This is a genomic window from Arthrobacter sp. 10L424 (genome assembly GCF_056395325.1).
This window is the reverse complement of record NZ_JBFTJH010000002.1, coordinates 376,903-402,335: the sequence shown is the minus strand read 5'-3', so window position 1 is coordinate 402,335 and position 25,433 is coordinate 376,903. Positions and strand designations below refer to the sequence as shown.

Here is a 25,433-nt window from a genome sequence, read left to right as displayed (position 1 = left end):
TCTTTTTGTATAAGTGTCTACAGTATTCTTAGTTGCACTTGTCGATCCGAAGGAAACCTGATGAATGCTGTTCGACGCGCGGCGGGCTGGTTCCGCCGCCGGTTCTCCTGGCTGGATCCGTTTGTAGTTGCGCTCTTGCTGACGCTGCTCGCTGCGTCACTGCTGCCCCCGAACGCCGCCGCCCAGGGGGTCCTCTCCGTGGCGGGAACGGCGGCGATAGCCGTCCAGTTCTTCATCAGCGGACTGCGGCTTTCGACGGCTGAGGCGGTGGGCGGGCTGCGGGTCTGGCGGCTCCATCTGCTGATCGCGGGGTTCTCCTTTGTCTTCTTCCCCTTGCTGGGACTGGGTGTGGCCGCCGGGTCATCCTGGTATTTGACGCAGGAACTCGTCGCGGGCCTGCTGTTTCTGACGATGCTGCCGACAGCCGTCCAGACCGCCGTCACGTTCACCACGATTGCCCGGGGAAACACCGCCGCTGCGGTGTGCGCCGCCTCGATCTCCAATCTGCTGGGCATCGTGGTGACGCCCCTGCTCGTGGCGCTGTTCCTCGGCTCCTTCAGTGGCATGAATGCCGCATCGGCCCTCCGGATCGTGCTGCAGATCGTGGTGCCGTTCCTCCTGGGCCAGCTGCTGAACCGGCGGTTGGGCCGCTGGGCCGAGCGCCGGTCCGCGCCCCTGAAGCTGGTGGACCGCGGGGCCATTCTCCTGGTGGTGTATGCGGCCTTTGGTACTGCGGTGGCCAACGGCGTCTGGGACCGGTTGCCGCGGCACCAGCTGGTCGTGGCAGCCGGAATCTGTGCGCTGATGCTGGGCCTGATGCTGGCTCTCACGTTCTTCGTGGCGCGAAAGATGCGCTTCGACCGGGCGGATGCCACCGCGATCATGTTCGGCGGCTCCGAGAAGAGCCTCGCCGCGGGACTGCCCATCTCGGCGATCCTCTTCCCTGGTCCGCTGGCCGGCGTCGTGATCCTGCCCGTGATCATGTATCACGCCATGCAGCTGGTGCTCTGTGCCGTCATTGCGCGGCGGATGGCGAAACGTGCGGCGCCGGTTCCGGATGCGGCGGCTGCCCTGGAGCCGGGCAAAGTGGCGGCCTGACGCCCCATGCGGCAGCCGCCGTCGGGCAGCCAACGGACACGGCCCGGACCCACCCCACGAGGGGCGGGCCCGGGCCGCGTCCCTGCGCCCTGCCGCTAGCGGACGGCGGAATCCTCCGACCGGCCAGCGGCGACGGCGACCGGCTCGCCGGCGATGATGGCGTCGACTTCAGCCTTTTCCTTGGCGCCCCAGGTTTCGCGGGTGTTCAGCACGCCGATCAAGCCGATGACACCCACCAGGACGTACAGCGAGGCGCCGCCGGCCCAGCCGAAGACCGAGGCCAGGAGCACGGCCAGGAAGGGCGCGAATCCGGAGATCGACGCGGCGACCTGGTATCCGATGGAGGCGCCGGACGTCCTGGTGTTGGTCCGGAACAGCTCCGCGAACCAGGCGCCCTGCGTGCCGGTGAACGTCGCGTGGATGATGCCGATGCCGATCACAAACGCCAGGACGATCAGGAACGGGTTGCCGGTGTTGCTGAGCAGGAACATCGGGAAACCGAAGGCAATGACGGCAATGGTTCCGCCGAGGTAGAGCTTGCGGCGGCCGATCCGGTCGGTCAGTGCGCCGGCGATCAGTGTGACGGGGATGGCAAGGAGGCTGGCGATCACAATGCCGGTGAGGCCGATGGCCCGGTCGTCGGGGTTGTTCTTCGCGATGTAGGACAGCAGGAAAGTGGCCGTCACGTAGTACGCGCAGCTCTCCACGATCCGCAGTGAGATCACCCGCAGGATGTTCTGCCAGTCGTTCTTGATCACGGTGGTCAGCGGGTTCTTGACGATCGCGCCCATGGCCTTGGTGTGTTCGAACTCGGGGGATTCCTCGAGCTTCATCCGGACAACCAGGCCGACGACGATCAGGACGGAACTGGCGAGGAACGGCAGCCGCCAGGCCCAGTCGGTCTGCAGGGAGGCGGAGAGCAGGAACGCGGCGTTGGCCAAGGTGATGCCCAGCGGGTTGCCCGCCTGCGGGATGGCGGCGAAACGGCCGCGCTGCTTCCACGGTGCGTGCTCGAACGTCATCATGACGGCGCCGCCCCATTCAGCGCCGAAGGCGAGGCCCTGGATCATCCGGATGATGACCAGCAGAATGGGCGCAGCGATGCCGACCTGGGCGTAGGTGGGGAGGCAGCCGATCAGGACGGTGGCGATGCCCATGGTCAGCAGCGCGCCGACGAGCACTGGCTTGCGGCCGTACTTGTCGCCGAGGTATCCGCCGACGGCTCCGCCGATGGGCCGCATCAGGAATCCCACCGCCAAGGTGGCGAAGGCCAGGAGCGTTCCGACCACGGGGTCCGTGTTGGGGAAGAAGACCTTGCCGAAGTACAGGGCCGCGGCCGTGCCGTAAGCGACAAAGTCGTAGTTTTCCACGCACGTACCGGCGGCCGAAGCCATCGCGGTCTTGATCTTTCCGGGGGAACCGTGGGCGGCCTGGCGCGGCCGATCGGTGATTTCTGCCGTCATGTTCTATATCTCCTTTGATATTGCTGGACAGCCCTGGGCAGTGTGCCGAAGGCCAGGTATACGTTTGTCGTGCAGACCGGTCGGTCAGATTTCGGCGGCCAGTTCCCGTGCTCCCTCGAGTTCCATTTCGCGCAGCTTCTGGACCCGCCGGATGGTGTCCTCGTCGTTGTCGAACTTCGCGTCGAGGAAGGACTGGAGGACTTCTTTGGCGGTGGCCCGGCCGATCAGCCAGGCGCCCATGGCGATGGCGTTCGCGTCGTCGTGTTCCACGCTCTGGTGGGCGGAGTAGACATCGTGGCCCAGTGCGCAGCGGATCCCCGGGATCTTGTTCGCCGCCATGACGGCACCGACGCCGGTCCCGCAGACGAGGACTGCCCGCTCCGCCTCGCCGGAGCGGACCAGATCGCAGGTGGCGCGGGTGATGTCCGGGAAGTCGACGGGGGCTTCGCTGGGGGCCCCGCAGTCGATGACCTCGTGGCCGAGGTCCTCCAGGACTGACTGGACAAACGCCTTCAGGGGGAAGCCGGCGTGATCGTTGCCGAGTGCGATTTTCATGGGTCTCCTTAGTTCGGGACGACGAGGCTGGGCATTGCGGGGAGCGGCGCGGACGCCTGTACTTCACGACGCCATGGAATCGATTCCATAGCGCCGTTGCGCGTGACTGCGAGAGCCGAAGCGCGGGTGGCGTGAACCATTGCGGCAGGCAGTCCGCGGGGGTCGCCGGCCAGGGACGCGGCGAGGTAGCCCACGAACGTGTCGCCGGCTCCCGTGGTGTCCTTGGCGGCCACCTCCGTCGCCGGGACGTGCACAGGGTTGCCGTCGAGGACCGTATGGGAGCCTTCTGCGCCGGCGGTGCAGATGATGGCCGGACCAAGGATTGGCGGGAGCGTCCGGACGAGGTCCAGGTGGCTCCCGCGTATCCCGGCGAGGCCCGCCAGGACTTCGATTTCCTGTTCGTTCACCACCAGGAGGTCGACGTCGTCGAGCAGTCCGTCGATCTCCCGGGGAGCGGGGGCGGCGTTGAGGATGACGAACGCCCCGCGGCCCTTCGCGGTCCGCGCGGCCTGCCGGACCAGCGCCGCCGGGATCTCCAGTTGAAGGACCAGGACGTCGCCGGCGCGCACGGCGGCGAGTCCGGCTTCGACGTCGCCGGCGGTGACCCCGGAGTTTGCGCCGGGACTGACGATGATCTGGTTTTCGCCCTGGTCGTCGACCGCAATGACGGCTGTTCCCGTGGCGGCGGTGCCGCTGACCCGCACATGGCCGGTGTCGATGCGGGCCTCGGAGAGGACCTCGAGGATCCGGCGGCCGTGGGCATCATCGCCCACTGCGCCGGTGAATTTCACCGTGGCGCCGGCCCTGGCCGCGGCGACGGCCTGATTGCCGCCCTTGCCGCCGGGGCTAAACGTTGCGTCCGATCCCGGGACGGTTTCGCCCGCCCGGGGCAGGGCTCGCACGCGGATGTTCTGGTCGATATTGAGGCTGCCGACCACAAAAACCGTGTTCATTAGACCTGCTCCTTCGGTGGTGATGGATGGTGCCCCAAGGGCAAAACCAGAGGCGCTGAACGGAAAGGTGCTGCTGCTGTCACGGCTGTCCCAGGGTGGGGTCCGCAGTGCCCGAGGAGGCACGGACAATGAGTTCGCTCGGGAGGACGACCGATTCGGGCCTCCGTCCGTCGATGACCTCGAGCAGCAGCCTCACAGCGGTTCGGCCCATCGCCTCCACATCATGGGAGATGACGGTCAGCGGGGGATCCAGGAGCGAGAACCATTCGATGTCGTCGAAGGCAATGAGGGCCATGTCCCGGCCGATCCGCAGCCCTTTCCGGTTCAAAGTGGCCAGGGCTCCGACGGCCATGGGGCTGTCGGCGGCCAGTAGCGCGGTCGGCGGCTGCGTGAGGCCCAGCAGGTGGTGCGCGCCGGCGGAGCCGCTGGCGGACTGGAAGTCGCCAAAATACGTCAGGGCCGGGTCCGTGCTGAGCCCGAAGTCCAGGGCCGCGCGGGAGAAGGACTTGAGTCGGTCCCGACCGGTGGATGTGGTTTGAGGCCCTGCGATGTACCCGACGCGTTCGTGGCCCTGCCGGACGAGGTGCTCGACGGCCTGGCGGATTCCGGAGTCGCTGTCTGTGGTCACGCTCGGGACGTCGACGCCGTCGACGGTCCGGTCAACGAACACGGTGGGGATGTCCCGTTCCAGCAGCGCGCGAAGGCTGGAACTTCCTTCGCCCTGGGGTGCGGCGATTACGCCGTCAACACGCTGTGAGATGAAGGTATCCAGGTACCGGTCCTGCTGCGGAATGCTCTCGTTGGCGTTTCCCAGCAGGGTGACGAGTCCCTCGGCGAGGGCGGCCTGCTCGGCTGCATGGGCAAGGTCGGCGAAGAACGGGTTGCGCACATCGGACACGAGCAGTCCGATGACATTGGTTCTGGTGGAACGGAGGGCGCGCGCCTGGGCGTTGGGGTGGAAATCGAGCTCAGTGACGGCTGCGGCCACTTTCTGCCTGGACTGCGGCGACGTGGCCGGGTTTCCGGACAGCACCCTTGACGCCGTGGCAGGCGAGACGCCGGCGAGTGCCGCCACGTCCTTGATGGTGATGGATGGTCCTGTCACTGCTGCGCACCTCGTTGTGGGACTGCCTTTGAAACTGCTCATGGAATCGATTCCATGGAATCGGTTCCACAATTATGTGACGGGTATTACGTTCTGTCAATGATGGGGAGTCTTCGGCTGGATTTTTGACGTGGGCCGGTCGTGAAGGCGGGGGCCGCGGACCTCGCATCGCCGGCGCCGATCCGGCGCGCTCAGTCCCCGTGGACGGCTTTCTGCTTCGCCTCCGAGCGGTCCAGGTAGGCCAGCAGCAGGTCCCCGGCGCGGTCCAGGTCGCCGGCTTCCAGGGCCGCGCAGATCTCCTCGTTGTCGTCGAGGTAGCCGCGGTAGAAGTGCGCATCCAGCGTGGCCTTGTGGAAGAACAGGCGCATCTCGGCGAGGACCTGGGACATGATCGTGTCCAGCCGGCGGCTTTCCGCCAGCGCCACAATGGCGCCATGGAAGTGCTGGTTCGCGGTACCCAGGGCTTCCTCGTCGCCGGCCGCCGCCGCAGCCCGGCCTTCCTCGACCGCGGCACGGACGGCTGCCACCCGCTCCGGACTGCCGCCGCTCCGGATCGCACTGACCTCGACGGCGCGGCGCACGGTGTAGACGTCATGGACGTCCCCCGGTCCCAGGCTGGCAACGAACACGCCACGGTTGGGCAGCCGGACCACCAGCCGCTCCGCCGCCAGTTCGGCAAAGGCTTCCCGGACGGTGTTGCGGGACACGCCGAGCTCCTCCGCGATGGTCGATTCGGTCAGTCTCGCGCCAGGCAGAAGGACCCCTTCCGCCAGTTGCAGGCGAAGCTCCGCCGCCACCCGGTCCGCCACCGAGGGAACCGTCACGCGCAGCCGCGCCGCCGATGCAGCCTGCGCTGCTGCCTGGGCGCGGGTTCCCGCGTCGGAAGTCGTCATGGGGCCGAATCTACACGATTGTTCCAAGATTTAATTGTCGGATTGTTGAACAATCGGTGAAAGTGATGCATCCTTAGTAGGGGGCTATCATGAGACGAGGATCACAAATGGCAACCATTGACCTGAACAGCGACGTCGGCGAGTCCTTCGGACGCTGGACCTTGGGTGACGACACAGCGATGTTCCGTTCGGTGTCCAGCGCAAACGTGGCTTGCGGATTCCACGCGGGAGACCCCAGCGTCATCCGCCAGACCTGCCGGGAGGCAGTGGGCGCCAACGTCGTGATCGGCGCCCACGTCGGCTACCGCGACCTCGCCGGCTTTGGCCGCCGCTTCCTGGACATCGATCCGAAAGAACTGGCCGACGACGTCGTCTACCAGATCGGCGCGCTGCAGGCACTGGCCGCCGTAGAGGGCGGCGCGGTCCGGTACGTGAAGCCGCACGGCGGCCTCTACAACGCGATCGTGTCGCATACCGCCCAGGCGCAGGCCGTCGTCGACGCCGTGAAGTCAGTGGACCCGAACCTGCCGATCATGGGCCTGCCGGGCTCTGAAGTGTTGCGCCGCGCCGAGGCCGCCGGCCTCCGCGCGGTCCCCGAAGCCTTCGCCGACCGCGCCTACAACCCGGACGGCACCCTCGTATCCCGTACGCTCCCCGGAGCCGTGCTGGAGGACCCCGCTCTCGTCACTGAGCATGTCCTCCGGATGGCCACCGATTCCGCCGTCCGCACCATCGACGGCTCCATCCTGAAGATCAGCGCCGAAAGCATCTGCGTCCACGGGGACTCCCCGGGAGCCGTCACCATGGCCGCGGCCGTCCGCAAGGCGCTCACCGCCGCGGGCATCACCACCGCCGCGTTCGTCTAGGCAGCTCCACCGCTTCACACCCGGCTCCACACCGGGCTCTTTCCGTACGAACACCCGAGCACAGGCAGCACCACGCACCCTGGAGGAAAATCATGTCCGCACCGCACCAGGCCACTCCGGCCGCCAGCAAGAGGAAGGTGCCGCCCGGTGCCCTCAAGGCCTACGTGGCGAGCCTCACCGGCACTTCGCTGGAGTACTACGACTTCGCGATCTACTCCGTGGCCTCGGCCCTGGTGTTTCCCAAGGTCTTCTTCCCGGGCAACGACGAATACGTCGGGCTGCTGCTGTCCTTCTCGACCTTTGCGGTGGGCTACCTCGCCCGTCCCATCGGCGGCGTGATCTTCGGCCGGCTCGGTGACAAGATCGGCCGCAAGCACGTCCTCGTGACCACCCTGCTGCTGATCGGCATCGCAACGGTGGTGATCGGCGCGCTCCCGGGCTATGCCACCATCGGTATAGCCGCACCCATCATCCTCGTGTTGCTGCGCCTGGCGCAGGGCATCGGCGTCGGCGGCGAGTGGGGCGGTGCCGTCCTGCTCTCGAGCGAATTCGGCGATGCCAAGCGTCGCGGCTTCTGGTCTTCCGCCGCGCAGATCGGCCCGCCCGCCGGCAACCTGATGGCCAACGGCGTCCTGGCCGTGCTCGCCGCGACGCTCAGCAACGAAGACTTCCTCTCCTGGGGCTGGCGCGTGGCCTTCCTCGCCTCGGCCCTGTTGGTGGGCTTCGGCCTGCTGATCCGGCTCAAGCTCGAGGAAACCCCCGTCTTCAAGGCCATCCAGGCCCAGGGCGAACAGCCCAAGGCCCCCATCAAGGAGGTCTTCACCAAGGAGCCGCGCGCCCTCGTGTCCGCCGCCCTGTCCCGCATCAGCCCGGACGTGCTGTACTCCCTGCTCACCGTCTTTATGGCCGTCTACGCCACCAAGGAACTGGGCATGAGCACCAGCAACGTACTGACCGCCATCCTGATCGGCTCCGCCTTCCAGCTGGTCCTGATCCCCGCGGCGGGCGCCCTCACCGACCGCGTCAACCGCCGCCTCGTCTACGGCATCGCAGCCGTCGGAACAGCCGTGTACATCCCGCTGTTCTTCGTCATGATCCAGGACAAGTCGGTCCTCACGCTGACCATCGGCATCGTGATCGGGCTGGCCTTCCACGCCTTCATGTACGGCCCCCAGGCTGCTTACATCACCGAACAGTTCCCGGCCCGGCTGCGCTACGCCGGCAGCTCGCTGGCCTACACGCTGGCCGGCGTGATCGGCGGCGCCATCGCACCGTTGGTCTTCACCGCCCTCTTCGCTGCCAGCGGCAACTGGTTCCTGATCGCCGGCTACCTCGCGGTCGCCTCGATCGTGACGGTGATCGGGCTGGCCATCGGGCGCAACCCGCATACCGACGAAGAAGAGCGCCTCCTGCAGGAAGCCCGCGCCTGAGCGGCGCGGATCCAATTCGAGGCACCGGCAACGATGAAGGCAGCTGATGATTGAGACAGCGGGGGAAACCCTGGCAGTACACAAGGTCCGCTCCGTGCGGCCGGTGGGAACTCGCGCGGTACTCGCCGAGCTCTCCGGAACCCAGGACGTGCTGGCACTTCAGGCGCTGCTGCTCGAGAACCCGCTGCCGGGCCAGCTGGACGTCCTCGCAGCGGCCGAGACCGTCCTGGTCACGGCGGACTCGTCGGCTGCCGCCCGGCGGTTCGCCGCGCTCCTGCTCCAACTCGACCTCACCGCCCCCGTGCAGCGGGACGGCGAGCTGGTGGTCATAGACACTGTGTACGACGGCGAGGACCTCGCCGAAGTGGGGGAGCTGACCGGCCTCGGCGCCGAGGGCGTGATCGAGGCCCACACCGGCCAGATCTGGACCGTGGCCTTCGCCGGCTTCGCCCCGGGCTTTGGCTACATGGTGGGGGAAAGCCAGGCCCTCGAGGTGCCGCGGCGCAGCTCGCCCCGCACCGCCGTCCCTGCGGGTTCGGTGGCGCTGGCCGGGAACTATTCGGCCGTGTACCCGCGCCGTTCGCCCGGCGGCTGGCAGCTGATCGGCCGGACCGGCGCCAGGATGTGGGACCTGGACCGGGAGCAGCCCGCACTGGCCGCCCCGGGCCACCGGGTGCAGTTCCGCGCCGTCCGGGACGTGGTGACGCTGGCGCCGGAACACCCGGCACACGCTCTGGAGGTCACGTCCGGCCTGCGGGTTGTCTCGCCGGGGCTGCAGAGCCTGATCCAGGACCTCGGCCGCTACGGCCACTCCGGGCTGGGCGTCTCCGCCGCCGGTGCGCTGGACCGGGCCTCGCTGCGCCGCGCCAACCGCATCGTCGGGAACGCGCCGTCGGCCGCCGCGGTTGAGACCGTCGCCGGCGGACTCTCGGTGGAGGCCGTCGGGGACCAGGTCCTCGCCGTCGCCGGAGCACCCGCGGAGCTGACCATCGAGACGCCGTACGACGTCGACCCCGAAGGCGGCGACTCCGGAGAGGTCTGGCAGCGGACCGTCCCAATGGCAACCCCCTTCGCCCTGCTCGACGGCGAAACCCTCACCATCGGTGCCCCGGGGAGCGGGTTCCGCAGCTACCTCGCCGTCCGCGGCGGCGTGGACGCCGCCCAGGTGCTCGGCAGTCGCTCCACGGACACCATGTCCGGGATCGGCCCCGCGCCGCTTGCTGCCGGGCAACTCTTCGCCGCCGGTGGAGAGGCAGAGTCCGGCGTCGTCGGGCACCCCGAACTACAACCGGACTTCCCGGGTGCCGGCGTCACTGTGCTCGACGTCGTTCCCGGCCCCCGCGCTGACTGGTTCGACGCCGAGGCGCTGGCATCCTTCTGCGGCCAGGACTGGGACGTGTTGCCGCAGTCCAACCGTGTCGGCATGCGCCTGCAGGGAACCCCGCTGCAGCGAACCCGCCAGGGCGAACTCGCCAGCGAGGGCACCGTCGCCGGCGCCCTGCAGGTTCCGCCGGAAGGACTCCCCGTACTGTTCCTGGCCGATCACCCGATCACCGGCGGCTACCCGGTGATCGCCGTGGTGATCGACTCCCAGCTGGACCGCGCAGCCCAGGTGCCGATCGGCGGCAAGATCCGCTTCCGCTGGGCCCCGGCTGAAACAGACGCGGCCTCCGCAAACACTGAACACACCACTTTCGAACGAAAAGCGAGTAACTGATGCGCAAGGTCCTGATCGCCAACCGCGGAGAAATCGCCGTCCGGATCGCCCGTGCCTGCGACGACGCGCAACTGGCATCCGTCGCCGTGTACGCGGACATCGACGCGGACGCCCTGCACGTATCTGCCGCAGACGAGGCCTACGCGCTGGGCGGCAACTCGCCCGCGGACACCTACCTGAACATCCCCAAGCTGCTCGCCGCCGCGGCCGAATCGGGCGCCGACGCACTCCACCCCGGCTACGGCTTCCTGTCCGAGAACGCCGAATTCGCCCAGGCCGTCCTCGACGCCGGTCTCACCTGGATCGGCCCGACGCCGGACGCCATCCGCCTGCTGGGCAACAAAATCACCGCCCGGGAAACCGCCGTCCGCGCCGGCGCACCGCTGGTCGCAGGCAGCGACGGCCCGGTGGAGTCAGCCGCCGAGGCACGGGCCTTCGCGGAACAGCACGGCCTGCCGATCGCCGTCAAGGCGGCCTTCGGCGGCGGCGGCCGCGGCATGAAGGTGGTCCGCGCCCTGGACCAGGTCGAGGAAGCCTTCGACTCCGCCGTCCGGGAGGCCATCGCCGCCTTCGGCCGCGGGGAATGCTTCGTGGAGCGCTACCTCGACCGGCCGCGCCACGTCGAGGCGCAGGTCCTCGCGGATGCGCACGGCAACGTCGTCGTCGTCGGGACGCGTGACTGCTCGCTCCAGCGCCGGCACCAGAAGCTCGTGGAGGAGGCACCCGCGCCGTTCCTCACCGAAGAGCAGACCCGCCAGATCTACGTCGCGGCCAAGGCCGTCTGCCGCGAGGCCGGCTACTCCGGCGCTGGCACGGTGGAATTCCTGGTCGCAGCGGACGGCACTGTGGCGTTCCTCGAAGTAAACACCCGGCTTCAGGTGGAGCACCCCATCACCGAGGAAACCACCGGGATCGACCTGGTGCAGGAGCAGTTCCGCATCGCAGCAGGGGAGCGGCTGCGCATCACAGAAGACCCGGCACCGCGCGGGCACTCCTTCGAGTTCCGGCTCAACGCCGAGGACGTGGGGCGCGGCTTCCTGCCCTCTCCCGGTACCGTTGAGGAGTTCTCCGGCCCCACCGGACCCGGCATCCGGCTGGACACCGGGGTCCGCTCCGGCTCCTTCGTCCCGCCGCAGTTCGACTCGCTGCTGGCCAAGCTGATCGTCACCGGCGCCGACCGGCAGCAGGCGCTGCGCCGCGCCCGCCGCGCCCTCGCCGAAATCAGCATCACCGGGTTGGCAACCGTGCTGCCGTTCCACCGTGCCGTGCTCGAGTCCCCGGACTTCACGTCCGAAACCGGCCTGGGCATCCACACCCGCTGGATCGAAACGGACTTCGCGGAAACTGTCTCCATCTCCGCCGATCCCGGCTACAGCAACACCGCGCCCGACGGCGAACGTCGCACTATCACGGTCGAGGTGGACGGCCGCCGGATGGCGGTGGGCCTGCCGGCTGATCTGCTGGACGGTTGGGCCCGCTCGGGCGGCCCCCTCCCCGCGGGAGTGTCCGTTGATGCAGCGTCCGACGGCGGCGCTGCCGGTGCTGACGACGGCGAGTTGCGGGCTGACATGGCAGGCACGGTTGTGAAGTGGCTCGTCGAACCAGGCACCGAGGTCTCGGCGGGGGACCCCGTCGTCGTCCTTGAGGCGATGAAGATGGAAACCCAGATCTCAGCGCACCGCGCTGGGACTTTGACGGACGTCCGCACGGAAGCCGGCGGCGTCGTTACTGCTGGCGCGGTGCTGGCCCTGATTGGGTAGTAGCTGCCGGGTGCGTTGTCGCGGGCGATCGTGCTGATGATCTCCCCGGGAACGAGGTGCGCCCCCTCGGATGGAGGGGGCGCACCTCGGGTGCTGCAGGTTTCCGGCTAGACGGCCGTGTAGCCGCCGTCGATCGGAATGGTTGCGCCGGTGATGAACTTCGCCTTGTCGCTCGCCAGGAACGTGATGAGGTCGGCGACTTCCTGCGCCTCGCCGACGCGACCGGCCGGGTGCAGTTTTGCGTATTGTTCAAGGGTCGGCTCGTCGATGAGCGGGGTGCGGATGACGCCCGGGGCCACCGCGTTCACACGGATGCCCTCCTTCGCGTACATCGTCCCGGCGGCGCGGGTCATGTTCACGACGCCGCCCTTCGACGCCGAGTAGGCGATGTTGTTCGAGACGGCCACGAGGCCGAACATCGAAGCGAGGTTTACCACGACGCCGCCGTTGCCCTGTTTGAGGAGCTGCTCAATGACGTACTTGTTGGTGTAGAACACGCCCGAGTAGTCGATGCCGTTGGTGCGCTCCCAGTTTTCGACAGTCGAGGTGACGACGTCGCCCTCGCCGCCGACACCCGCTGATGCGACGGCAATGTCCACGCTGCCGAATTCCTCGACCGTCTTGGCGACGGCGGCTTCCACGCTCTCGGCCTTCGAGACGTCGCCCTGGACAAACTTCGCGCCGATCTCGTCAGCAACTTCCTGCGACTTGGGGTTGAAGTCGAAGATCATGACCTTCGCGCCTTCGGCGATGAAGTTCTTTGCGGTCGCGAGACCGAGCCCCGATCCGCCGCCGGTGATGAATGCGACCTTGTTCTCGAGCTGCATGAGTCAGTCCAATCTCTGAGCGATTTCTACGGTCACCGTTCCGCCGGTGTTCCGCACTGCGCAACTATATGCGTATGCATTTAGTTTTCCACTAATGCTTGAAAAGTCAACCAAACGTGTGCCGTCTCACGGCCCGCCGGCCATCGCGGGTAGTTGGCCGAGGCGATCCATTCCCCGGGCATTCTCGCCGCCTCAACGGCATTCATGGTCGCAATTGGTTCCTGTGGCTGTCGCTGTTTCACGGGAAGGTCGGCAAGTAGCAGGGGGTTGGGGACATGCCGGGTCCTTAGGGGGCCGCGAAGAATACATACTAGGAAGTCCTAGTAATTATTGGCCCGTCGTACTACATTGAGTCAAAATCTACGCTTTGGAGGACTGGGCATGTTTGAACTCAACGAGGACCAGCAGTCGCTGGTTGCGATGGTGCGGGACTTCGCCAACGAGGCTCTGGCCCCCAACGCCGCGAAATGGGACGAGACCAAGCACTTCCCGGTGGACGTGCTGCGTGAAGCCGGCGCCCTGGGCATGGGCGGCATATATGTTCAGGAGGAGTTCGGCGGCTCCGGGCTAACGCGCAGCGATGCGGTGCTGATCTTCGAGGAACTGGCCAAGGCCGATCCGACGATCGCCGCCTACATCTCCATCCACAACATGGTGGTCTGGATGATCGACTCGTTCGGCAACGATGAGCAGCGCGCCCAGTGGGTGCCGCAGCTTTCCTCCATGGAAGCGCTGGGCAGCTACTGCCTTACCGAGCCCGGCGCCGGCTCCGACGCTGCCGCGCTGAGCACCAGGGCAGCGCGCGACGGCGAAGAATACGTGCTGAACGGCGTCAAGCAGTTCATCTCCGGGGCAGGGTCATCGAGCCACTACATCGTGATGGCCCGCACCGCCGACACCGGAAACCGCGGCATCACGGCCATCGTTGTCCCGGCGGAAACCCCGGGCCTGTCGTTCGGTCCGAACGAGAAAAAGATGGGGTGGAACGCCCAGCCGACCCGCCAGGTCATTTTCGACAATGTCCGGGTTCCGGTTGCCAACCGCCTTGGCGAGGAAGGCAGTGGTTTTGGGATCGCGATGAAGGGGCTCAACGGTGGCCGCATCAATATGGGCGCCTGCTCCCTGGGCGGCGGCCAGACTGCCCTGGACAAGTCGGTAGCCTACCTCAAGGAACGCGAGGCCTTCGGTGGACCGCTAATCAACCAGCAATCCCTGCTGTTCCAGCTGGCAGACATGGAAACCGAGCTGGTGACCGCCCGGACCCTGCTCTGGCGGGCAGCGGACGCGCTGGACCGCGGCGCGCCCGACGCCGTGAGGCTCTGCGCCATGGCCAAGAGGGTCGCCACTGATGCCGGCTTCAACGTCGCCAACAGCGCCATCCAGCTCCACGGGGGCTACGGCTACCTTTCCGAGTATGGACTGGAGAAGATCGCCCGGGACCTGCGGGTGCACCAGATCCTCGAAGGCAGCAACGAGATCATGCGCCTGATCATCGGACGCAACGTGGCCGGCACCTAGGCCTGCTGCGTTTCCGTCTGCCGGGTCGCCGCCCAGCTGGCCAGCAGCCGCAGCGCGTCCCCGGTGGGAGAGCCGGGCTCGGCCGTGTAGACCAGCAGTGACAGCCCGGCGTCGGCCGGAAGATCCAGGGCCTCGTACATGAGGTGGAGGTCCCCCACCGCAGGGTGCCGGAGGTGCTTGCGGCCGGTGTAGTGCAGGCGCACGTTGTGGGCCGCCCACCGGGTCCGGAACTCCTCGCTGCGGGTGGACAGTTCCCCCACCAGGTCGGTGAGGCCGCGGTCGTAGGGGTCGCGGCCGGCCTCGGTGCGCAGGATCGCCACCGTGTCATTCGCGGCACGCTCCCAGTCCGGGTAGAACCCGCGGGAGCGGTCGTCCAGGAAGAGGAACCGCGCAAAGTTGGCCGGGCGGGCGGGGCTGCCATACATGTCGGAGTACATGGCGCGGCCGAGCTGGTTGGCTGCGAGGACGTCCAGGCGCCCGTTGCGCACGAAGGCCGGGGCGTTGGTGATCGCGTCGAGCATGAGCTGGACACTCGCGCGGACCGCGTGGGTGGTGGCGCGGCGGCGCTGGGGCTTGCGTCCGGCGCCGGCGGCCCGGGCCAAGTCGAACAGGTGGGCCCGCTCCGCCTCATCCAGCTGCAAGGCACCCGCGAGGGCCTCCAGCACTCCCTCGGACACTCCGGAGAGGTTTCCCCGTTCCAGCCGGGTGTAATACTCGACACTGACCCCGGCGAGCATGGCAACCTCGCCGCGGCGAAGTCCGGGGACCCGGCGGCTGCCGCCGTAGTCGGGGAGACCCGCCTGTTCCGGGGTAATTTTCGCCCGCCTGGTGGCCAGGAAGTCCCGGGTCTCGCTCTGGTTGTCCATACCTTCAACGGTAGAGGGTACGGCGGCGTAAGGGAGGCCCTGCCAGTACCCCTCACAGCAGGGCCTCCCTTCCGTACAGCTCAGTGGTGTTTGATGGGTAGTGCCCCCGAAGACGTCCGGGCCGGAAGGCCGCACGTGACCCGTGCCGGACGCCGGGGCCACCCCTAAACCATCCACAAGCAGGAGATCCATGCTTACCGTTAACGCTTACGCCGCCACCTCCGCGACGGAACCCCTTGTTTCCACCACAGTCGAGCGCCGGGACGTTGGCCCGCACGACGTTCTGATCGACATCAAGTTCGCCGGCATCTGCCACTCGGACATCCACACCGTCCGTGGCGACTGGGGCCCGCAGTCCTACCCGCTGGCGCCGGGCCACGAAATCGCCGGCATCGTCACCGAGGTCGGTTCGGCTGTCACCAGGCACGCCGTCGGCGACCGCGTCGGCGTCGGCTGCATGGTCAACTCCTGCCGCGAGTGCGTCAACTGCCTGAAGGGCGAAGAGCAGTACTGCCTCGCCGGGAACACGGGCACCTACGGCGCCGTGGACCGCGACGGGACCATTACCCAGGGCGGCTACACCACCCACGTGGTGGTGACCGAGGACTTCGTCGTGCGGATTCCGGAGGGCATCGAGCTCGACGTCGCCGCCCCGCTGCTCTGCGCCGGCATCACCACCTACTCGCCGCTGCGGCACTGGGGCGCCGGCCCCGGCAAGAAGGTGGCCGTCGTCGGACTCGGCGGGCTGGGACACATGGCCGTCAAGATCGCCCACGCCATGGGCGCCGAGGTCTCGGTCCTCTCGCAGTCGCTGAAGAAGCAGGAGGACGGCCTGCGTCTCGGCGCGGACCACTACTACGCCACCAGCGACGAGAACACCTTCACGGACCTGGCCGGGACTTTTGACCTGATCATCAACACCGTCAGCGCGTCGATCGACATCAGCTCCTACCTTCAGCTGCTGACCCTCGACGGCGCCCTGGTGAACGTGGGCGCCCCGGCGGAACCGCTCCCGGTGAATGCGTTCGCCCTGATCATGGGACGCCGGTCCTTCGCCGGATCCATGATCGGCGGCATCCGCGAAACGCAGGAAATGCTCGACTTCTGCGCCGAGCACAAGCTCGGCGCAGAGATCGAAGTCATCCCGGCCGGGAAGATCAACGACGCCTACGAGCGGGTGCTCGCCTCCGACGTGCGGTACCGCTTCGTTATTGACACTTCCACGCTGTAGTTCCACCGCACTGTAGTTCCGGCGAACAGGCGCCTCGCCGGTCTGGACCAAGAGTTCAGACCGGCAGGGCCTTTTTTGATGTCCGCTGCCGGGTGTCGTCCCAGTTCAGGCCCTACAATGAACTCGATGATGCCTGAACGAGCTGTCGCCGCCGAAGGGAAGAATTCCCTGAGCGTGCGCGCGGGAATCATTGAATCCGTCTGGCGTCCTGGTTCGTTGGTCGACGTCGAGGACGCCAGGGACGCCATGCTGGCCGTGGAGCGAATCAGCGGCGGAACCCCAATGCCGATGCTCTCGGAAATGACCGATGTGGAGATCACCGCGGCGGCCCGGTACGAGTTCGCCCGGACGACCGGCGTGATCGCGATCGCCGTCCTTGGATCCAACGCCGTGGACCGGGTCATCGCGGCCGCCATGAGCCGCCACACCCACTACCCGCACGCGTTCTTTACCTCCAGGAGCGCCGCCCTGATCTGGCTGACGGACATCTCCAATTTGGAGCCGCGGGGTCAATGAACCGCTGCTAGCATGACCGTCAGGGGCATCAGAGGCAGCGTGCCCGAGAGATGGAGACACGATGAGTATGTCTACGACGTCGGATGCACAGTCGGAAACGCAGTCGGCCGCACCGCACGTGGCGGACAGCCACGGTTTGCTCCGGGTGCAGGGCGCCCGCGAGAACAACCTCAAGGACATCAGCATCGAGATCCCGAAGCGTCGCCTTACGGTGTTCACGGGCGTGTCCGGCTCGGGCAAGAGCTCGCTGGTGTTCGCCACCATCGCCGCCGAGTCGCAGCGGATGATCAACGAGACCTACAGCGCCTTTGTGCAGGGGTTTATGCCCAGCCTGTCACGGCCCGACGTCGACTTTCTCGAGGGGCTGACGACGGCGATCATCGTCGACCAGGAGCGGATGGGCGCGAACCCCCGCTCCACGGTGGGCACGGCCACCGACGCCAACGCTATGCTCCGGATCCTCTTCAGCCGGCTGGGATCGCCGCACGTGGGCCCGCCCACAGCGTTCTCCTTCAACGTCCCGACGCGGAAGGCCAGCGGTGTGATGAGCACCGAAAAAGCCGGCGGCAGGGTCGAGAAGAGCGTTGTGCAGAACGCCGTCTACCTGGGCGGCATGTGTCCGCGCTGCGAGGGCATGGGATCGGTCTCCGACTTTGACCTCACCGCGCTCTACGACGAGACCAAGTCGCTGGCCGAGGGTGCCCTCACGGTCCCCGGCTACAGCATGGACGGCTGGTACGGCCGCATCTTCAGCGGTGCCGGATTCAACATGGACAAGCCGATCGCCAAGTACACCAAGAAGGAAATGCACGACCTTCTCTACAAGGAACCGACCAAGATCAAGGTCGAGGGCATCAATCTCACCTACGAGGGATTGATCCCGAAGATCCAGAAGTCGATGCTCTCCAAGGACGTCGACGCGATGCAGCCCCACATCCGGGCCTTCGTGGAACGGGCCATCACCTTCCAGGCCTGCCCCGAATGCGGCGGCACGCGGCTCAGCCCCGAGGCCAGGTCCTCGAAAATCCAGGGCAAGAACATCGCCGACCTGTGCGAGATGCAGATCAGCGACCTGGCCGCGTGGGTCCGAGAACTCAAGGAGCCCTCGGTCGCGCCGCTCCTGAAGGGCCTGCAGCACCTGCTCGACTCGTTCGCCGAAATCGGGCTGGGGTACCTCTCGCTGGACCGGCCGGCGGGCACGTTGTCCGGGGGAGAGGCCCAGCGCACCAAGATGATCCGGCACCTGGGCTCGTCCCTGACGGACATCACCTACGTCTTTGACGAGCCGACGATCGGCCTGCACCCGCACGACATCGAGCGGATGAACCAGTTGCTGCTGCAGCTGCGCGACAAGGGCAACACCGTGCTCGTCGTCGAGCACAAGCCGGAGACCATCGCCATCGCTGACCACGTCGTTGACCTCGGCCCCGGCGCGGGCACCGAGGGCGGCCGCGTCTGCTTCGAGGGAAGTGTGGAGGGGCTGCGGGCAAGTGACACCATCACCGGCCGCCACCTCGATGACCGGGCCAAGGTCAGGGGCTCCGTGCGGAAGCCTTCCGGGGCGATGGAGGTGCGGGGCGCCTCGACGCACAACCTGAAGGACGTCGACGTCGACGTTCCGCTTGGTGTGCTGTGCGTGGTCACGGGTGTCGCAGGTTCGGGAAAAAGCTCCCTGATCCAGGGCTCGGTGGCCGGCCGCGAGGGTGTTGTGGTGATCGACCAGGGCGCCATCAAGGGGTCCCGGCGCAGCAACCCGGCGACCTACACGGGCCTGCTTGAGCCGATCCGGAAGGCGTTTGCCAAGGCCAACGGCGTGAAGCCGGCGCTGTTCAGCTCCAACTCGGAAGGCGCCTGCCCCACCTGCAACGGTGCCGGCGTCATCTTCACCGAACTGGGCGTGATGGCCACCGTCGAGTCCACGTGCGAGGACTGCGAGGGCAAGAGGTTCCAGGCGTCAGTCCTGGAGTACAAGCTGGGCGGCCGCAACATCGCCGAAGTGCTGGCCATGTCTATGACCGAGGCCGAGGACTTCTTCGGTGCCGGCGAGGCGAAGACGCCGGCGGCGCACAAGATCCTCGACCGGCTGGTGGACGTCGGGCTTGGCTACCTCACCCTCGGCCAGCCGCTCACCACACTCTCCGGCGGCGAACGGCAGCGCGTCAAGCTGGCCACCCAGATGGCGGAGAAGGGTGACGTCTACGTCCTCGACGAGCCCACCACCGGCCTGCACCTCGCCGATGTCCAGAACCTGCTGGGCCTCCTCGACCGCCTGGTGGAGTCCGGCAAATCCGTCATTGTGATCGAGCACCACCAGGCGGTTATGGCGCACGCCGACTGGATCATCGACCTGGGTCCCGGCGCAGGGCACGACGGCGGCCGGGTCGTCTTCGAAGGCACCCCGGCCGATCTGGTCGCCGCCCGGTCCACCCTCACCGGCGAGCACCTCGCGGCCTACGTCGGCGGGTGACTCTTCCGGGTCTGATTCCTCCGGGTCTGTTCCCGGACGACCGTCCCGATCACGGCGATCGCCAGCGCCAGCAGTATGGTCGGCCCCGCCCCGCCGGCGGGGCCGAGGGCCGCCGTGAAAACCTGTTTGCCCAGCGCTGCCATCGCCGGCAGGTCTCCCGCCAGCACCCGCGTACCCAGCATGCTGCTGACCGCTGAGAAGATCGCGGGCACCACCCAGAGCAACGCCAGATCCGCCAGCCACACCAGGGCCCGGATCCGCGGGCGCAGTCCGCACCAGGCGAGTGCAGCGCCCACCAACACGGCCGGGAGCCAGCGCCACAGCATGATCAACACCACCGGTACGCTGCCGACGCCGGCCACCCCGCCGACGCCGGCAGCCAGCCAGGACACCACCGGCACCGCCACCAGGCCAACGCCAAGGGCAGCCAGCGCCGTAGATCTGGCGGCGAGCAGCAGCAGCGACACCAGCCCGGCAGCCATCGCGGCCGCCACCCCGGCCAGCATGCCGGCCAGGTAGAGGCTGGACAGCTGCCCGGGCGCCAGGCCGCCGCCGAGCACCATGAACGCCTGAGTCGCAGCGGCGACTTGGACTGCTGCCACAGCCCCGGCCGCACACCACGTGGCCAGGAGCCGCCGCGCGGGGGACCAGCACCGGACCGCGAAGCCGGCGGCCGCCCCGCCCGTGACCATGAGAGCCACCAGCGTTGTGCTTTCGTACTGGTTCAGCGGCAGGAGTGCCAGGGGCATCTGGGCGGGCAGCACCTGCGTGCCCCACAAGTTCTGGAGCGGGAGCCGCGCGCCGGTGATCAGCCAGGGCGCCAGTCCCAACAGCGCGGCCGCGAACCCGATCGCAAGGGCAACGGCGACATCCCTGCCCGCCCCGTGCGCAGGCGGGCCCGGCGGACGGGGCGCCCGTTGTCGCGGCGCCCGCACGGCGGGGCTGCTGCGCTGTTGTTCGTTGCTGCCGGCGAGGAGATCCGCGTCCGTGCGGGGACGGTGGCGGCCCATCTGGTCGTGGGGGTCACTCACGGGAACTCCTTCGGTGGCGGGGGGATTGCGCGGATGCCTGGGTGATGACCCAGGCCACGGCTGGCCCGTAATGGGCCGGGATAGCAGAAGCAGGCTGGAAGATCAGATTCTATACCGAGTGGATTTATTCACGTTGCAACGTGGGGAACGGCATTTGATCCTGACCATTGCCTGTCGGCTGGGGGTGTCTGATAGACACTGCCACCGTCGGACCGGCCTGCGTAACGTGGTGGATGTGGACAGAAAAGACGAAATCCGTGAATTCCTGATCTCGCGGCGCGCGAAGATCAGCCCGGAGCAGGCCGGCATCCCCCGCTACGGGGAGTTGCGCCGCGTTCCAGGGCTGCGCCGGGAGGAAGTGGCGGAGCTCGCCGGGGTGAGCGCGGATTACTACACACGGCTGGAACGCGGCAGCATACGCGGCGTCTCGGAGGCTGTGCTCGAAGCGGTGGCCGCCGCCCTTCAGCTGGATGAAGCAGAGCGCACGCACTTGATGGACCTCGCGAGGACGGTCAACACGCCGCCTCGGCGTACGGCGCGCCGGCCACCACAGCAGCGGGTCCGTCCCGGAGTATTGCGTTTGCTGGACGGGATGACCGGAGCGGTCGCCATGGTGCAGAACGGACGTTCGGACGTACTGGCCGCCAACCCCTTGGGCCGCGCGCTGTATGGGCCAGTATTCGAGTCCGCAGCAGCTGCTGGTCCGGAGGCTCCGGCCCAGCTACCGAACCAGGCACGCTATCTATTCCTGGATCCGGGCGCCGGGGACTTCTACCCCGATTGGCCAGCAGTCGCCGCCACCACGGTGGCCATGCTGCGCTCGGAAGCGGGCAGGAACCCCCACGATCGGGCCCTGAACGAGCTCGTCGGCGAGCTGACAACACGCAGCGGGCTGTTCGCCGCGCTGTGGGCAGGCCACGACGTGCGGATCCACACCACGGGAACCAAGCGCTTCCATCATCCGGTAGCGGGGGACTTGTCGCTGCAGTTCGAGACACTTCACCTTCCCGGCGATGAGGGTCAGACCCTGTTCACCTTCACCTCTGAGCCAGGCTCCGCATCCGAACACGCGCTGGCATTCCTCGCCAGCTGGGCGGCGTCGCCTCCACAAACAACCATCAGCGAAACTTCCCCGGATCTGCACTCCCACGCGCGGCCCGGAACATCAAACCCAGGAAAGACAGAACATGACTGAACAAGATAACGCCAGGACCGAACAGAAGGTCTGGTTCATTACCGGCGCTGGCCGCGGTATGGGCACCGACATCGCCAAGGCGGCCCTGGCCGCCGGCCATGCGGTGGTCGCCGCCGGCCGCAACCCGGAAAAGGTCGCCCAGGCCATCGGCCAGTCCGAGCACCTGCTGGCCGTGAAACTGGACGTCACCGACCCCGCCGCGGCTGAAGCTGCCGTCAGAGCCGCCGTCGACAGGTTCGGCCGGATCGACGTCCTCGTCAACAACGCCGGCAACTTCTACGCCGGGTTCTTCGAAGAAATCACCCCGGCGGACTTCCGGACACAGATCGAAACCACCCTGTTCGGGCCCATGAACGTCACCCGCGCAGCCCTGCCGTTCATGCGTGCGCAGCGCTCAGGCCTCCTGGTCACCATCTCCTCGACCGCCGGCCTCGCCGGCGGGGAGTTCCTGACCGCCTACGCCGCGTCAAAATTCGGCGTGGAGGGCTGGGCCGAGTCCCTGGCACCGGAAGTGGCGCCGTTCGGCATCCGCACCATGATCGTGGAACCGGGATTCTTCCGCACCGAGCTGCTCAGTCCGGAATCCACACGCTACGCCGCATCCACCATCGAGGACTACGCCGAGCGCACCCGCCAGACGGTCACTGCGTGGAAGGGCATGAACGGCCTGCAGGGCGGGAACCCGGCAAAACTTGCCGACGCCCTCATCCAACTGGCCAAGCTGGATGAACCGCCGTTGCGCTTCGCTGCCGGGGCCGGCGCCGTCGGAGTCTTCGAGACCAAGTCCAAGGAACTCCACGCGCAGGCCGGCGCCTACCGCGAGCTCTCCAGCAACCTCGCCCACGAGGACGCCTGACCCTCCCTGTCGGCGCCCGCCGCGTCCCTGAGCCCGGGGCGTCGGCCGGTCAGCCCGTTCAAGAAACTCCTACAACACTTCCATTGGACGCACATGGCTAGCGCCTGCCCAAAAACGGGCCCAGCCGCCGTCGCCAGCATGAGAACCACACCGAAAGGAAACAAAGACATGAAGAACGCACGCCTCGGAGGCCTGGAAGTCTCCCGCATCGGACTCGGCGCCATGACCATGGCCGGCACTTACACCAGCGAGGGCGCCCTGGATAACGCGGAGTCGATCCGCACCATCCACCGCGCGCTCGATCTCGGGGTCACGCACATCGACACCGCGGAGATCTACGGGCCGTTCCTGAGTGAGGAGATCGTCGGACAGGCGATCAAGGGGCGCCGCGACCAGGTCAAGATCGCCACGAAGTTCGGCTTGGTCTCCCATTCCGGCGGCGGCCCCGGCATGATCGACAGCAGCGCGGCGAACGTGAAGGCCGCCGTCGAGGGCTCCCTCAAGCGCCTCGGCACCGACCATATCGACCTGTACTACCAGCACCGGATCGACCGGGGCACCCCGATCGAGGAGACCGCCGGCGCGGTCGCGGACCTGATCACCGAGGGCAAAGTGCTGCACTTCGGCCTGTCCGAGGCTTCCCCGGAGACGATCCGCCGGGCACATGCCGTGCAGCCGGTCTCGGCGCTGCAGACGGAGTACTCGCTGTGGACCCGCGACGTGGAGGCGGAGATCCTGCCGCTGCTGCGCGAACTCGGCATCGGCTTCGTCCCGTACTCGCCGCTCGGTCACGGCCTGTTGACCGGCCAGATCCGCTCCGTCGAGGACTTCGCCAACGATGACTGGCGCAAGACCAACCCGCGGTTCACAGGCGAGAACTTCCGCCGCAACCTCGCGATCGTCGACGAGGTGACGGCCATCGGTGCCGAGATCGGCGCGACTCCCGCGCAGACCGCCCTCGCGTGGCTGCTAACCCAAGGGAACGACATTGGCCCGATCCCCGGCACCCGCCGCGTCAGCCGGGTCGAAGAAAACACCGCGGCCGACGGCATCGAACTCACCGGCGACCAGCTGGACCGGCTGGACGCGCTCCGACCCGCCGCCGGGGAACGCCACGACGAGGTCAACATGGCCTCGATCGACCGCTGACCCGAAAGGAACGGCGCCTGAAAGTGGACAGCTGAGCGCCTCACGACGACGACCCGAAATCGGCCTCCATTCACCTTCCGCACCGAATCCCCTGGCACGGAAGGCCGCGGAAACAAATAGGGAAAGTCTCCGTCGTGCAGGACGGGAGCCGGACTTCTCAGTCCTGCACGTCTCCGGTCGAGCCCTCCCGGATCACCGGGATGGCGGCCTCAGGTGGTCCCAATCCGCTGGGTCCTCGCGGTCAGCGCTGCGGAGCCGCGGCCAGGTGCCGGTTGCGTGCCTCAATGAGCGTCCGGAGATAGCGGGCCAGGACCAGCTTCTCCGCCACGCGCCCGAGCAGGCCGAACGGGGCCACGAACTCGATCCGGTCCACCATGGTGGTCCCGTCGGAATCCTCGCCGAACTCATGGACGTGCCGGAACCGCCGGAACGGGCCCCTGACCTGCTCGTCGACAAAAAAGTCCGGAGCCTCCATCTGTGTGATCCGGTTCGTCATCCGGATCGGGACCCCGAAGTGCCAGGCCCGCCAGGTCACCTCTTCTCCCAGGGAGATCAGGCCGGTCCTGACGCCGGCGACGGCGTCTTCCCGTGAGCGCGCCATCGAGTCCTTGTGGGCGTCGATGCTGCGGGCAAGGTCAAACAATTCCGGCTTGGGCATGCTTGTCCGCGTTGTGCATTCGAAGTAGACCGCCATCGTCCGAGTATGCCAGCCCCCGGGCTAGGATCGCCCTATGGGGACGACGGAGGATTTGTTTGAAGGGACGCCGGGCGGGCTGCCGGATGCGGTGGCACGCGGCAGGGCGCTGTACCGGTCAGCGAAGGGCCCGACGGCGGCCGTCAGGCATGTGGTCGGCTACGCCCGGTTCATCGAATTCTGTGACCGCAACGGCGTGCGGGCCAGCGAGCTGGCCGCGGACCCTGAACGGCTCATCTGGTTCCTGCGGACGCACGGCTCCCAGCTTGCGGACGACGGCGCGCTCGGCGCCGCGGCGGCCATATTCGCCGGGAACACCATCGCCGGGCTGAGGCCGGACGCGCGGTGGACCGCCTACGAAGGGGCTTCGCCCACGGTGGGGAACGTGGTGAGGCAGTTCGAGGTTGATCGCCTGCTCGACGTCCTGCGCAGCGCCGACGACGAATCGATTCGAGGCCTCGTTTCCATGCTGGCGGACTGGGCCCAGGAAGAGCTGGATGAGGCCCCTGCAGCGCAGCCGATCCCGGTGGCCCCGGCGGCCGGACAGCCCCGCTATGTCCGGCCGCACCTGCCGACGACGGTCTATTACTCGCCCGAGGGGGAACCCATTCCGTACGGCCGGCAATGGGGCGACGACGGGCCCGACCCCGATGCCTACAGCGTGGACAGCCACCCCGAGCGTTTCGCCGGGCTCCACACCGTCGCCCGTGCCCTGATCGACCATCTCAGGGACGTTTACGACGTCGACGTGGACGAGAGTCCGGTGCATGCCGCGGAAATGCTGCTGGACGTCAAGGACGTGCTGGAGTCAGTCAAGGTCACGCCGCGGCGTTCCGGAGCAGCGCCACTGACGTTTGTGCTGACCGGGTATCCGGGCGTGGCGGTGCACGCCGGGGTGCTGCACGACTTCCCGTTTCCGGTATGCGGCTGCGACGCCTGCGACGAAACGGCCGAGACAACAGCGGACCGGCTGGAGCTCCTGGTACTTTCGGTCGCCGCCGGCGGATACCGCGAACGCTACCCGGTGGGCCGCAAACGCTGGAGCGAATACGCCCTGAACGCGTTCGACGGTTCCGGCTCGGAAAGCGGCCAAGGTGAACCCGTCCCGGCCGCCGCCGCCCGTCTTCACGACGCCGAGATCCGGCTGCGGGAAGTAGCCGGGGGATGGAGTCCCTGGCCGCTGCGCGGGCACTGAAAACGACGGCTCGGCCGGGCCGGTCCCGACCCCCGGGCCACCGGTTTC

The 25,433-nt window shown here is 67.6% G+C and carries 22 protein-coding genes; 13 read left to right on the top strand and 9 right to left on the bottom strand.

Annotated features, from left to right (window positions below; translation table 11 throughout):
* Positions 1-60: 60 nt before the first annotated feature.
* Positions 61-1,098: a bile acid:sodium symporter family protein gene (locus AC1DC5_RS05030; protein ID WP_476864423.1), complete on the top strand. Its 1,038-nt coding sequence runs from the start codon at positions 61-63 to the stop codon at positions 1,096-1,098.
* Positions 1,099-1,193: 95 nt separating this feature from the next.
* On the opposite strand, the gene AC1DC5_RS05025 is transcribed toward AC1DC5_RS05030, so the two are convergent.
* The 5 genes from AC1DC5_RS05025 to AC1DC5_RS05005 form a co-directional block, all read right to left on the bottom strand.
* Positions 1,194-2,561 carry an MFS transporter gene (locus tag AC1DC5_RS05025; protein WP_441404803.1) on the bottom strand — a complete coding sequence of 456 codons (1,368 nt, stop codon included), beginning with the start codon at positions 2,559-2,561 and terminating at the stop codon, positions 1,194-1,196.
* An 84-nt stretch (positions 2,562-2,645) separates the two neighbouring features.
* On the bottom strand, positions 2,646-3,116 hold the full coding sequence (locus AC1DC5_RS05020) for an RpiB/LacA/LacB family sugar-phosphate isomerase (protein WP_476864422.1): 471 nt from the start codon (positions 3,114-3,116) through the stop codon (positions 2,646-2,648).
* A gap of 8 nt (positions 3,117-3,124) precedes the next feature.
* Positions 3,125-4,069: a ribokinase gene (locus tag AC1DC5_RS05015; protein ID WP_476864421.1), complete on the bottom strand. Its 945-nt coding sequence runs from the start codon at positions 4,067-4,069 to the stop codon at positions 3,125-3,127.
* A 79-nt stretch (positions 4,070-4,148) separates the two neighbouring features.
* Positions 4,149-5,174 carry a LacI family DNA-binding transcriptional regulator gene (locus tag AC1DC5_RS05010; RefSeq protein ID WP_441404806.1) on the bottom strand — a complete coding sequence of 342 codons (1,026 nt, stop codon included), beginning with the start codon at positions 5,172-5,174 and terminating at the stop codon, positions 4,149-4,151.
* Between the two features lie 191 nt (positions 5,175-5,365).
* The gene (locus AC1DC5_RS05005) at positions 5,366-6,067 is read right to left on the bottom strand and encodes a GntR family transcriptional regulator (protein WP_476864420.1); all 702 of its coding nucleotides are present in this window, start codon (positions 6,065-6,067) and stop codon (positions 5,366-5,368) included.
* 107 nt (positions 6,068-6,174) lie between these two features.
* Here AC1DC5_RS05005 and AC1DC5_RS05000 point away from each other — a divergent pair, with 107 nt between their 5' ends.
* The 4 genes from AC1DC5_RS05000 (at position 6,175) to AC1DC5_RS04985 (ending at position 11,840) form a co-directional block, all read left to right on the top strand.
* Complete coding sequence (locus AC1DC5_RS05000; protein WP_476864419.1) at positions 6,175-6,933, top strand: LamB/YcsF family protein; 759 nt, start codon at positions 6,175-6,177, stop codon at positions 6,931-6,933.
* 92 nt (positions 6,934-7,025) lie between these two features.
* On the top strand, positions 7,026-8,363 hold the full coding sequence (locus tag AC1DC5_RS04995) for an MFS transporter (protein ID WP_441404809.1): 1,338 nt from the start codon (positions 7,026-7,028) through the stop codon (positions 8,361-8,363).
* Positions 8,364-8,409: 46 nt separating this feature from the next.
* Entirely contained in the window at positions 8,410-10,080 is a 1,671-nt protein-coding gene (locus tag AC1DC5_RS04990; RefSeq protein WP_476864418.1) for a 5-oxoprolinase subunit B/C family protein, read from the top strand.
* Entirely contained in the window at positions 10,080-11,840 is a 1,761-nt protein-coding gene (locus AC1DC5_RS04985; protein ID WP_476864417.1) for an acetyl/propionyl/methylcrotonyl-CoA carboxylase subunit alpha, read from the top strand. The genes AC1DC5_RS04990 and AC1DC5_RS04985 overlap by 1 nt, the downstream gene beginning before the upstream one ends.
* A gap of 107 nt (positions 11,841-11,947) precedes the next feature.
* On the opposite strand, the gene AC1DC5_RS04980 is transcribed toward AC1DC5_RS04985, so the two are convergent.
* The gene (locus AC1DC5_RS04980; RefSeq protein WP_476864416.1) at positions 11,948-12,667 is read right to left on the bottom strand and encodes an SDR family NAD(P)-dependent oxidoreductase; all 720 of its coding nucleotides are present in this window, start codon (positions 12,665-12,667) and stop codon (positions 11,948-11,950) included.
* Between the two features lie 381 nt (positions 12,668-13,048).
* On the opposite strand from AC1DC5_RS04980, the gene AC1DC5_RS04975 reads away from it, so the two are divergent.
* A complete protein-coding gene (locus AC1DC5_RS04975; protein WP_476864415.1) occupies positions 13,049-14,185 on the top strand; it encodes an acyl-CoA dehydrogenase family protein in 1,137 nt (378 codons plus the stop codon).
* On the opposite strand, the gene AC1DC5_RS04970 is transcribed toward AC1DC5_RS04975, so the two are convergent.
* On the bottom strand, positions 14,182-15,051 hold the full coding sequence (locus tag AC1DC5_RS04970) for a helix-turn-helix transcriptional regulator (protein ID WP_476864414.1): 870 nt from the start codon (positions 15,049-15,051) through the stop codon (positions 14,182-14,184). The genes AC1DC5_RS04975 and AC1DC5_RS04970 overlap by 4 nt on opposite strands.
* Positions 15,052-15,241: 190 nt before the next feature.
* On the opposite strand from AC1DC5_RS04970, the gene AC1DC5_RS04965 reads away from it, so the two are divergent.
* The 3 genes from AC1DC5_RS04965 to AC1DC5_RS04955 all read left to right on the top strand — a co-directional run bounded on the left by AC1DC5_RS04965 (position 15,242) and on the right by AC1DC5_RS04955 (position 19,265).
* Positions 15,242-16,282 (top strand): NAD(P)-dependent alcohol dehydrogenase, encoded by a 1,041-nt coding sequence (locus AC1DC5_RS04965; RefSeq protein WP_476864413.1) that lies wholly within the window; start codon positions 15,242-15,244, stop codon positions 16,280-16,282.
* Positions 16,283-16,408: 126 nt separating this feature from the next.
* Positions 16,409-16,798, top strand: coding sequence for a DUF7793 family protein (locus AC1DC5_RS04960; RefSeq protein ID WP_441404816.1), 390 nt, complete (start codon positions 16,409-16,411; stop codon positions 16,796-16,798).
* Positions 16,799-16,859: 61 nt separating this feature from the next.
* Positions 16,860-19,265, top strand: a complete 2,406-nt coding sequence (locus tag AC1DC5_RS04955; protein ID WP_476864412.1) for an ATP-binding cassette domain-containing protein — start codon at positions 16,860-16,862, stop codon at positions 19,263-19,265.
* Here AC1DC5_RS04955 and AC1DC5_RS04950 read toward each other — a convergent pair.
* A complete protein-coding gene (locus AC1DC5_RS04950) occupies positions 19,250-20,296 on the bottom strand; it encodes a hypothetical protein (RefSeq protein WP_476864411.1) in 1,047 nt (348 codons plus the stop codon). The genes AC1DC5_RS04955 and AC1DC5_RS04950 overlap by 16 nt on opposite strands.
* 235 nt (positions 20,297-20,531) lie before the next feature.
* Here AC1DC5_RS04950 and AC1DC5_RS04945 point away from each other — a divergent pair, with 235 nt between their 5' ends.
* From AC1DC5_RS04945 to AC1DC5_RS04935, 3 genes are all read left to right on the top strand, one after another.
* Complete coding sequence (locus AC1DC5_RS04945) at positions 20,532-21,491, top strand: helix-turn-helix domain-containing protein (protein WP_476864477.1); 960 nt, start codon at positions 20,532-20,534, stop codon at positions 21,489-21,491.
* On the top strand, positions 21,484-22,347 hold the full coding sequence (locus AC1DC5_RS04940) for an SDR family oxidoreductase (RefSeq protein ID WP_476864410.1): 864 nt from the start codon (positions 21,484-21,486) through the stop codon (positions 22,345-22,347). The genes AC1DC5_RS04945 and AC1DC5_RS04940 overlap by 8 nt, the downstream gene beginning before the upstream one ends.
* A gap of 168 nt (positions 22,348-22,515) precedes the next feature.
* Positions 22,516-23,496: an aldo/keto reductase gene (locus AC1DC5_RS04935; RefSeq protein WP_476864409.1), complete on the top strand. Its 981-nt coding sequence runs from the start codon at positions 22,516-22,518 to the stop codon at positions 23,494-23,496.
* Between the two features lie 241 nt (positions 23,497-23,737).
* Here AC1DC5_RS04935 and AC1DC5_RS04930 read toward each other — a convergent pair whose 3' ends face one another.
* Positions 23,738-24,154 carry an SRPBCC family protein gene (locus tag AC1DC5_RS04930; RefSeq protein WP_476864408.1) on the bottom strand — a complete coding sequence of 139 codons (417 nt, stop codon included), beginning with the start codon at positions 24,152-24,154 and terminating at the stop codon, positions 23,738-23,740.
* Between the two features lie 73 nt (positions 24,155-24,227).
* On the opposite strand from AC1DC5_RS04930, the gene AC1DC5_RS04925 reads away from it, so the two are divergent.
* Complete coding sequence (locus tag AC1DC5_RS04925) at positions 24,228-25,385, top strand: DUF6226 family protein (RefSeq protein ID WP_476864407.1); 1,158 nt, start codon at positions 24,228-24,230, stop codon at positions 25,383-25,385.
* Positions 25,386-25,433 lie beyond the last annotated feature (48 nt).

Excerpts from the sequence above, each read along its gene's own strand:
- AC1DC5_RS04930 (WP_476864408.1), bottom strand. The coding sequence starts at position 24,154 with ATGCCCAAGCCGGAATTGTTTGACCTTGCCCGCAGCATCGACGCCCAC.
- AC1DC5_RS04975 (WP_476864415.1), top strand. The coding sequence starts at position 13,049 with ATGTTTGAACTCAACGAGGACCAGCAGTCGCTGGTTGCGATGGTGCGG.
- AC1DC5_RS04955 (WP_476864412.1), top strand. The coding sequence starts at position 16,860 with ATGAGTATGTCTACGACGTCGGATGCACAGTCGGAAACGCAGTCGGCC.
- AC1DC5_RS04985 (WP_476864417.1), top strand. The coding sequence starts at position 10,080 with ATGCGCAAGGTCCTGATCGCCAACCGCGGAGAAATCGCCGTCCGGATC.
- AC1DC5_RS04935 (WP_476864409.1), top strand. The coding sequence starts at position 22,516 with ATGAAGAACGCACGCCTCGGAGGCCTGGAAGTCTCCCGCATCGGACTC.
- AC1DC5_RS04995 (WP_441404809.1), top strand. The coding sequence starts at position 7,026 with ATGTCCGCACCGCACCAGGCCACTCCGGCCGCCAGCAAGAGGAAGGTG.
- AC1DC5_RS05005 (WP_476864420.1), bottom strand. The coding sequence starts at position 6,067 with ATGACGACTTCCGACGCGGGAACCCGCGCCCAGGCAGCAGCGCAGGCT.
- AC1DC5_RS05025 (WP_441404803.1), bottom strand. The coding sequence starts at position 2,561 with ATGACGGCAGAAATCACCGATCGGCCGCGCCAGGCCGCCCACGGTTCC.
- AC1DC5_RS05030 (WP_476864423.1), top strand. The coding sequence starts at position 61 with ATGAATGCTGTTCGACGCGCGGCGGGCTGGTTCCGCCGCCGGTTCTCC.
- AC1DC5_RS05015 (WP_476864421.1), bottom strand. The coding sequence starts at position 4,069 with ATGAACACGGTTTTTGTGGTCGGCAGCCTCAATATCGACCAGAACATC.
- AC1DC5_RS04970 (WP_476864414.1), bottom strand. The coding sequence starts at position 15,051 with ATGGACAACCAGAGCGAGACCCGGGACTTCCTGGCCACCAGGCGGGCG.
- AC1DC5_RS05000 (WP_476864419.1), top strand. The coding sequence starts at position 6,175 with ATGGCAACCATTGACCTGAACAGCGACGTCGGCGAGTCCTTCGGACGC.
- AC1DC5_RS04965 (WP_476864413.1), top strand. The coding sequence starts at position 15,242 with ATGCTTACCGTTAACGCTTACGCCGCCACCTCCGCGACGGAACCCCTT.
- AC1DC5_RS04925 (WP_476864407.1), top strand. The coding sequence starts at position 24,228 with ATGGGGACGACGGAGGATTTGTTTGAAGGGACGCCGGGCGGGCTGCCG.
- AC1DC5_RS04990 (WP_476864418.1), top strand. The coding sequence starts at position 8,410 with ATGATTGAGACAGCGGGGGAAACCCTGGCAGTACACAAGGTCCGCTCC.
- AC1DC5_RS05020 (WP_476864422.1), bottom strand. The coding sequence starts at position 3,116 with ATGAAAATCGCACTCGGCAACGATCACGCCGGCTTCCCCCTGAAGGCG.
- AC1DC5_RS04940 (WP_476864410.1), top strand. The coding sequence starts at position 21,484 with ATGACTGAACAAGATAACGCCAGGACCGAACAGAAGGTCTGGTTCATT.
- AC1DC5_RS04980 (WP_476864416.1), bottom strand. The coding sequence starts at position 12,667 with ATGCAGCTCGAGAACAAGGTCGCATTCATCACCGGCGGCGGATCGGGG.
- AC1DC5_RS04960 (WP_441404816.1), top strand. The coding sequence starts at position 16,409 with ATGATGCCTGAACGAGCTGTCGCCGCCGAAGGGAAGAATTCCCTGAGC.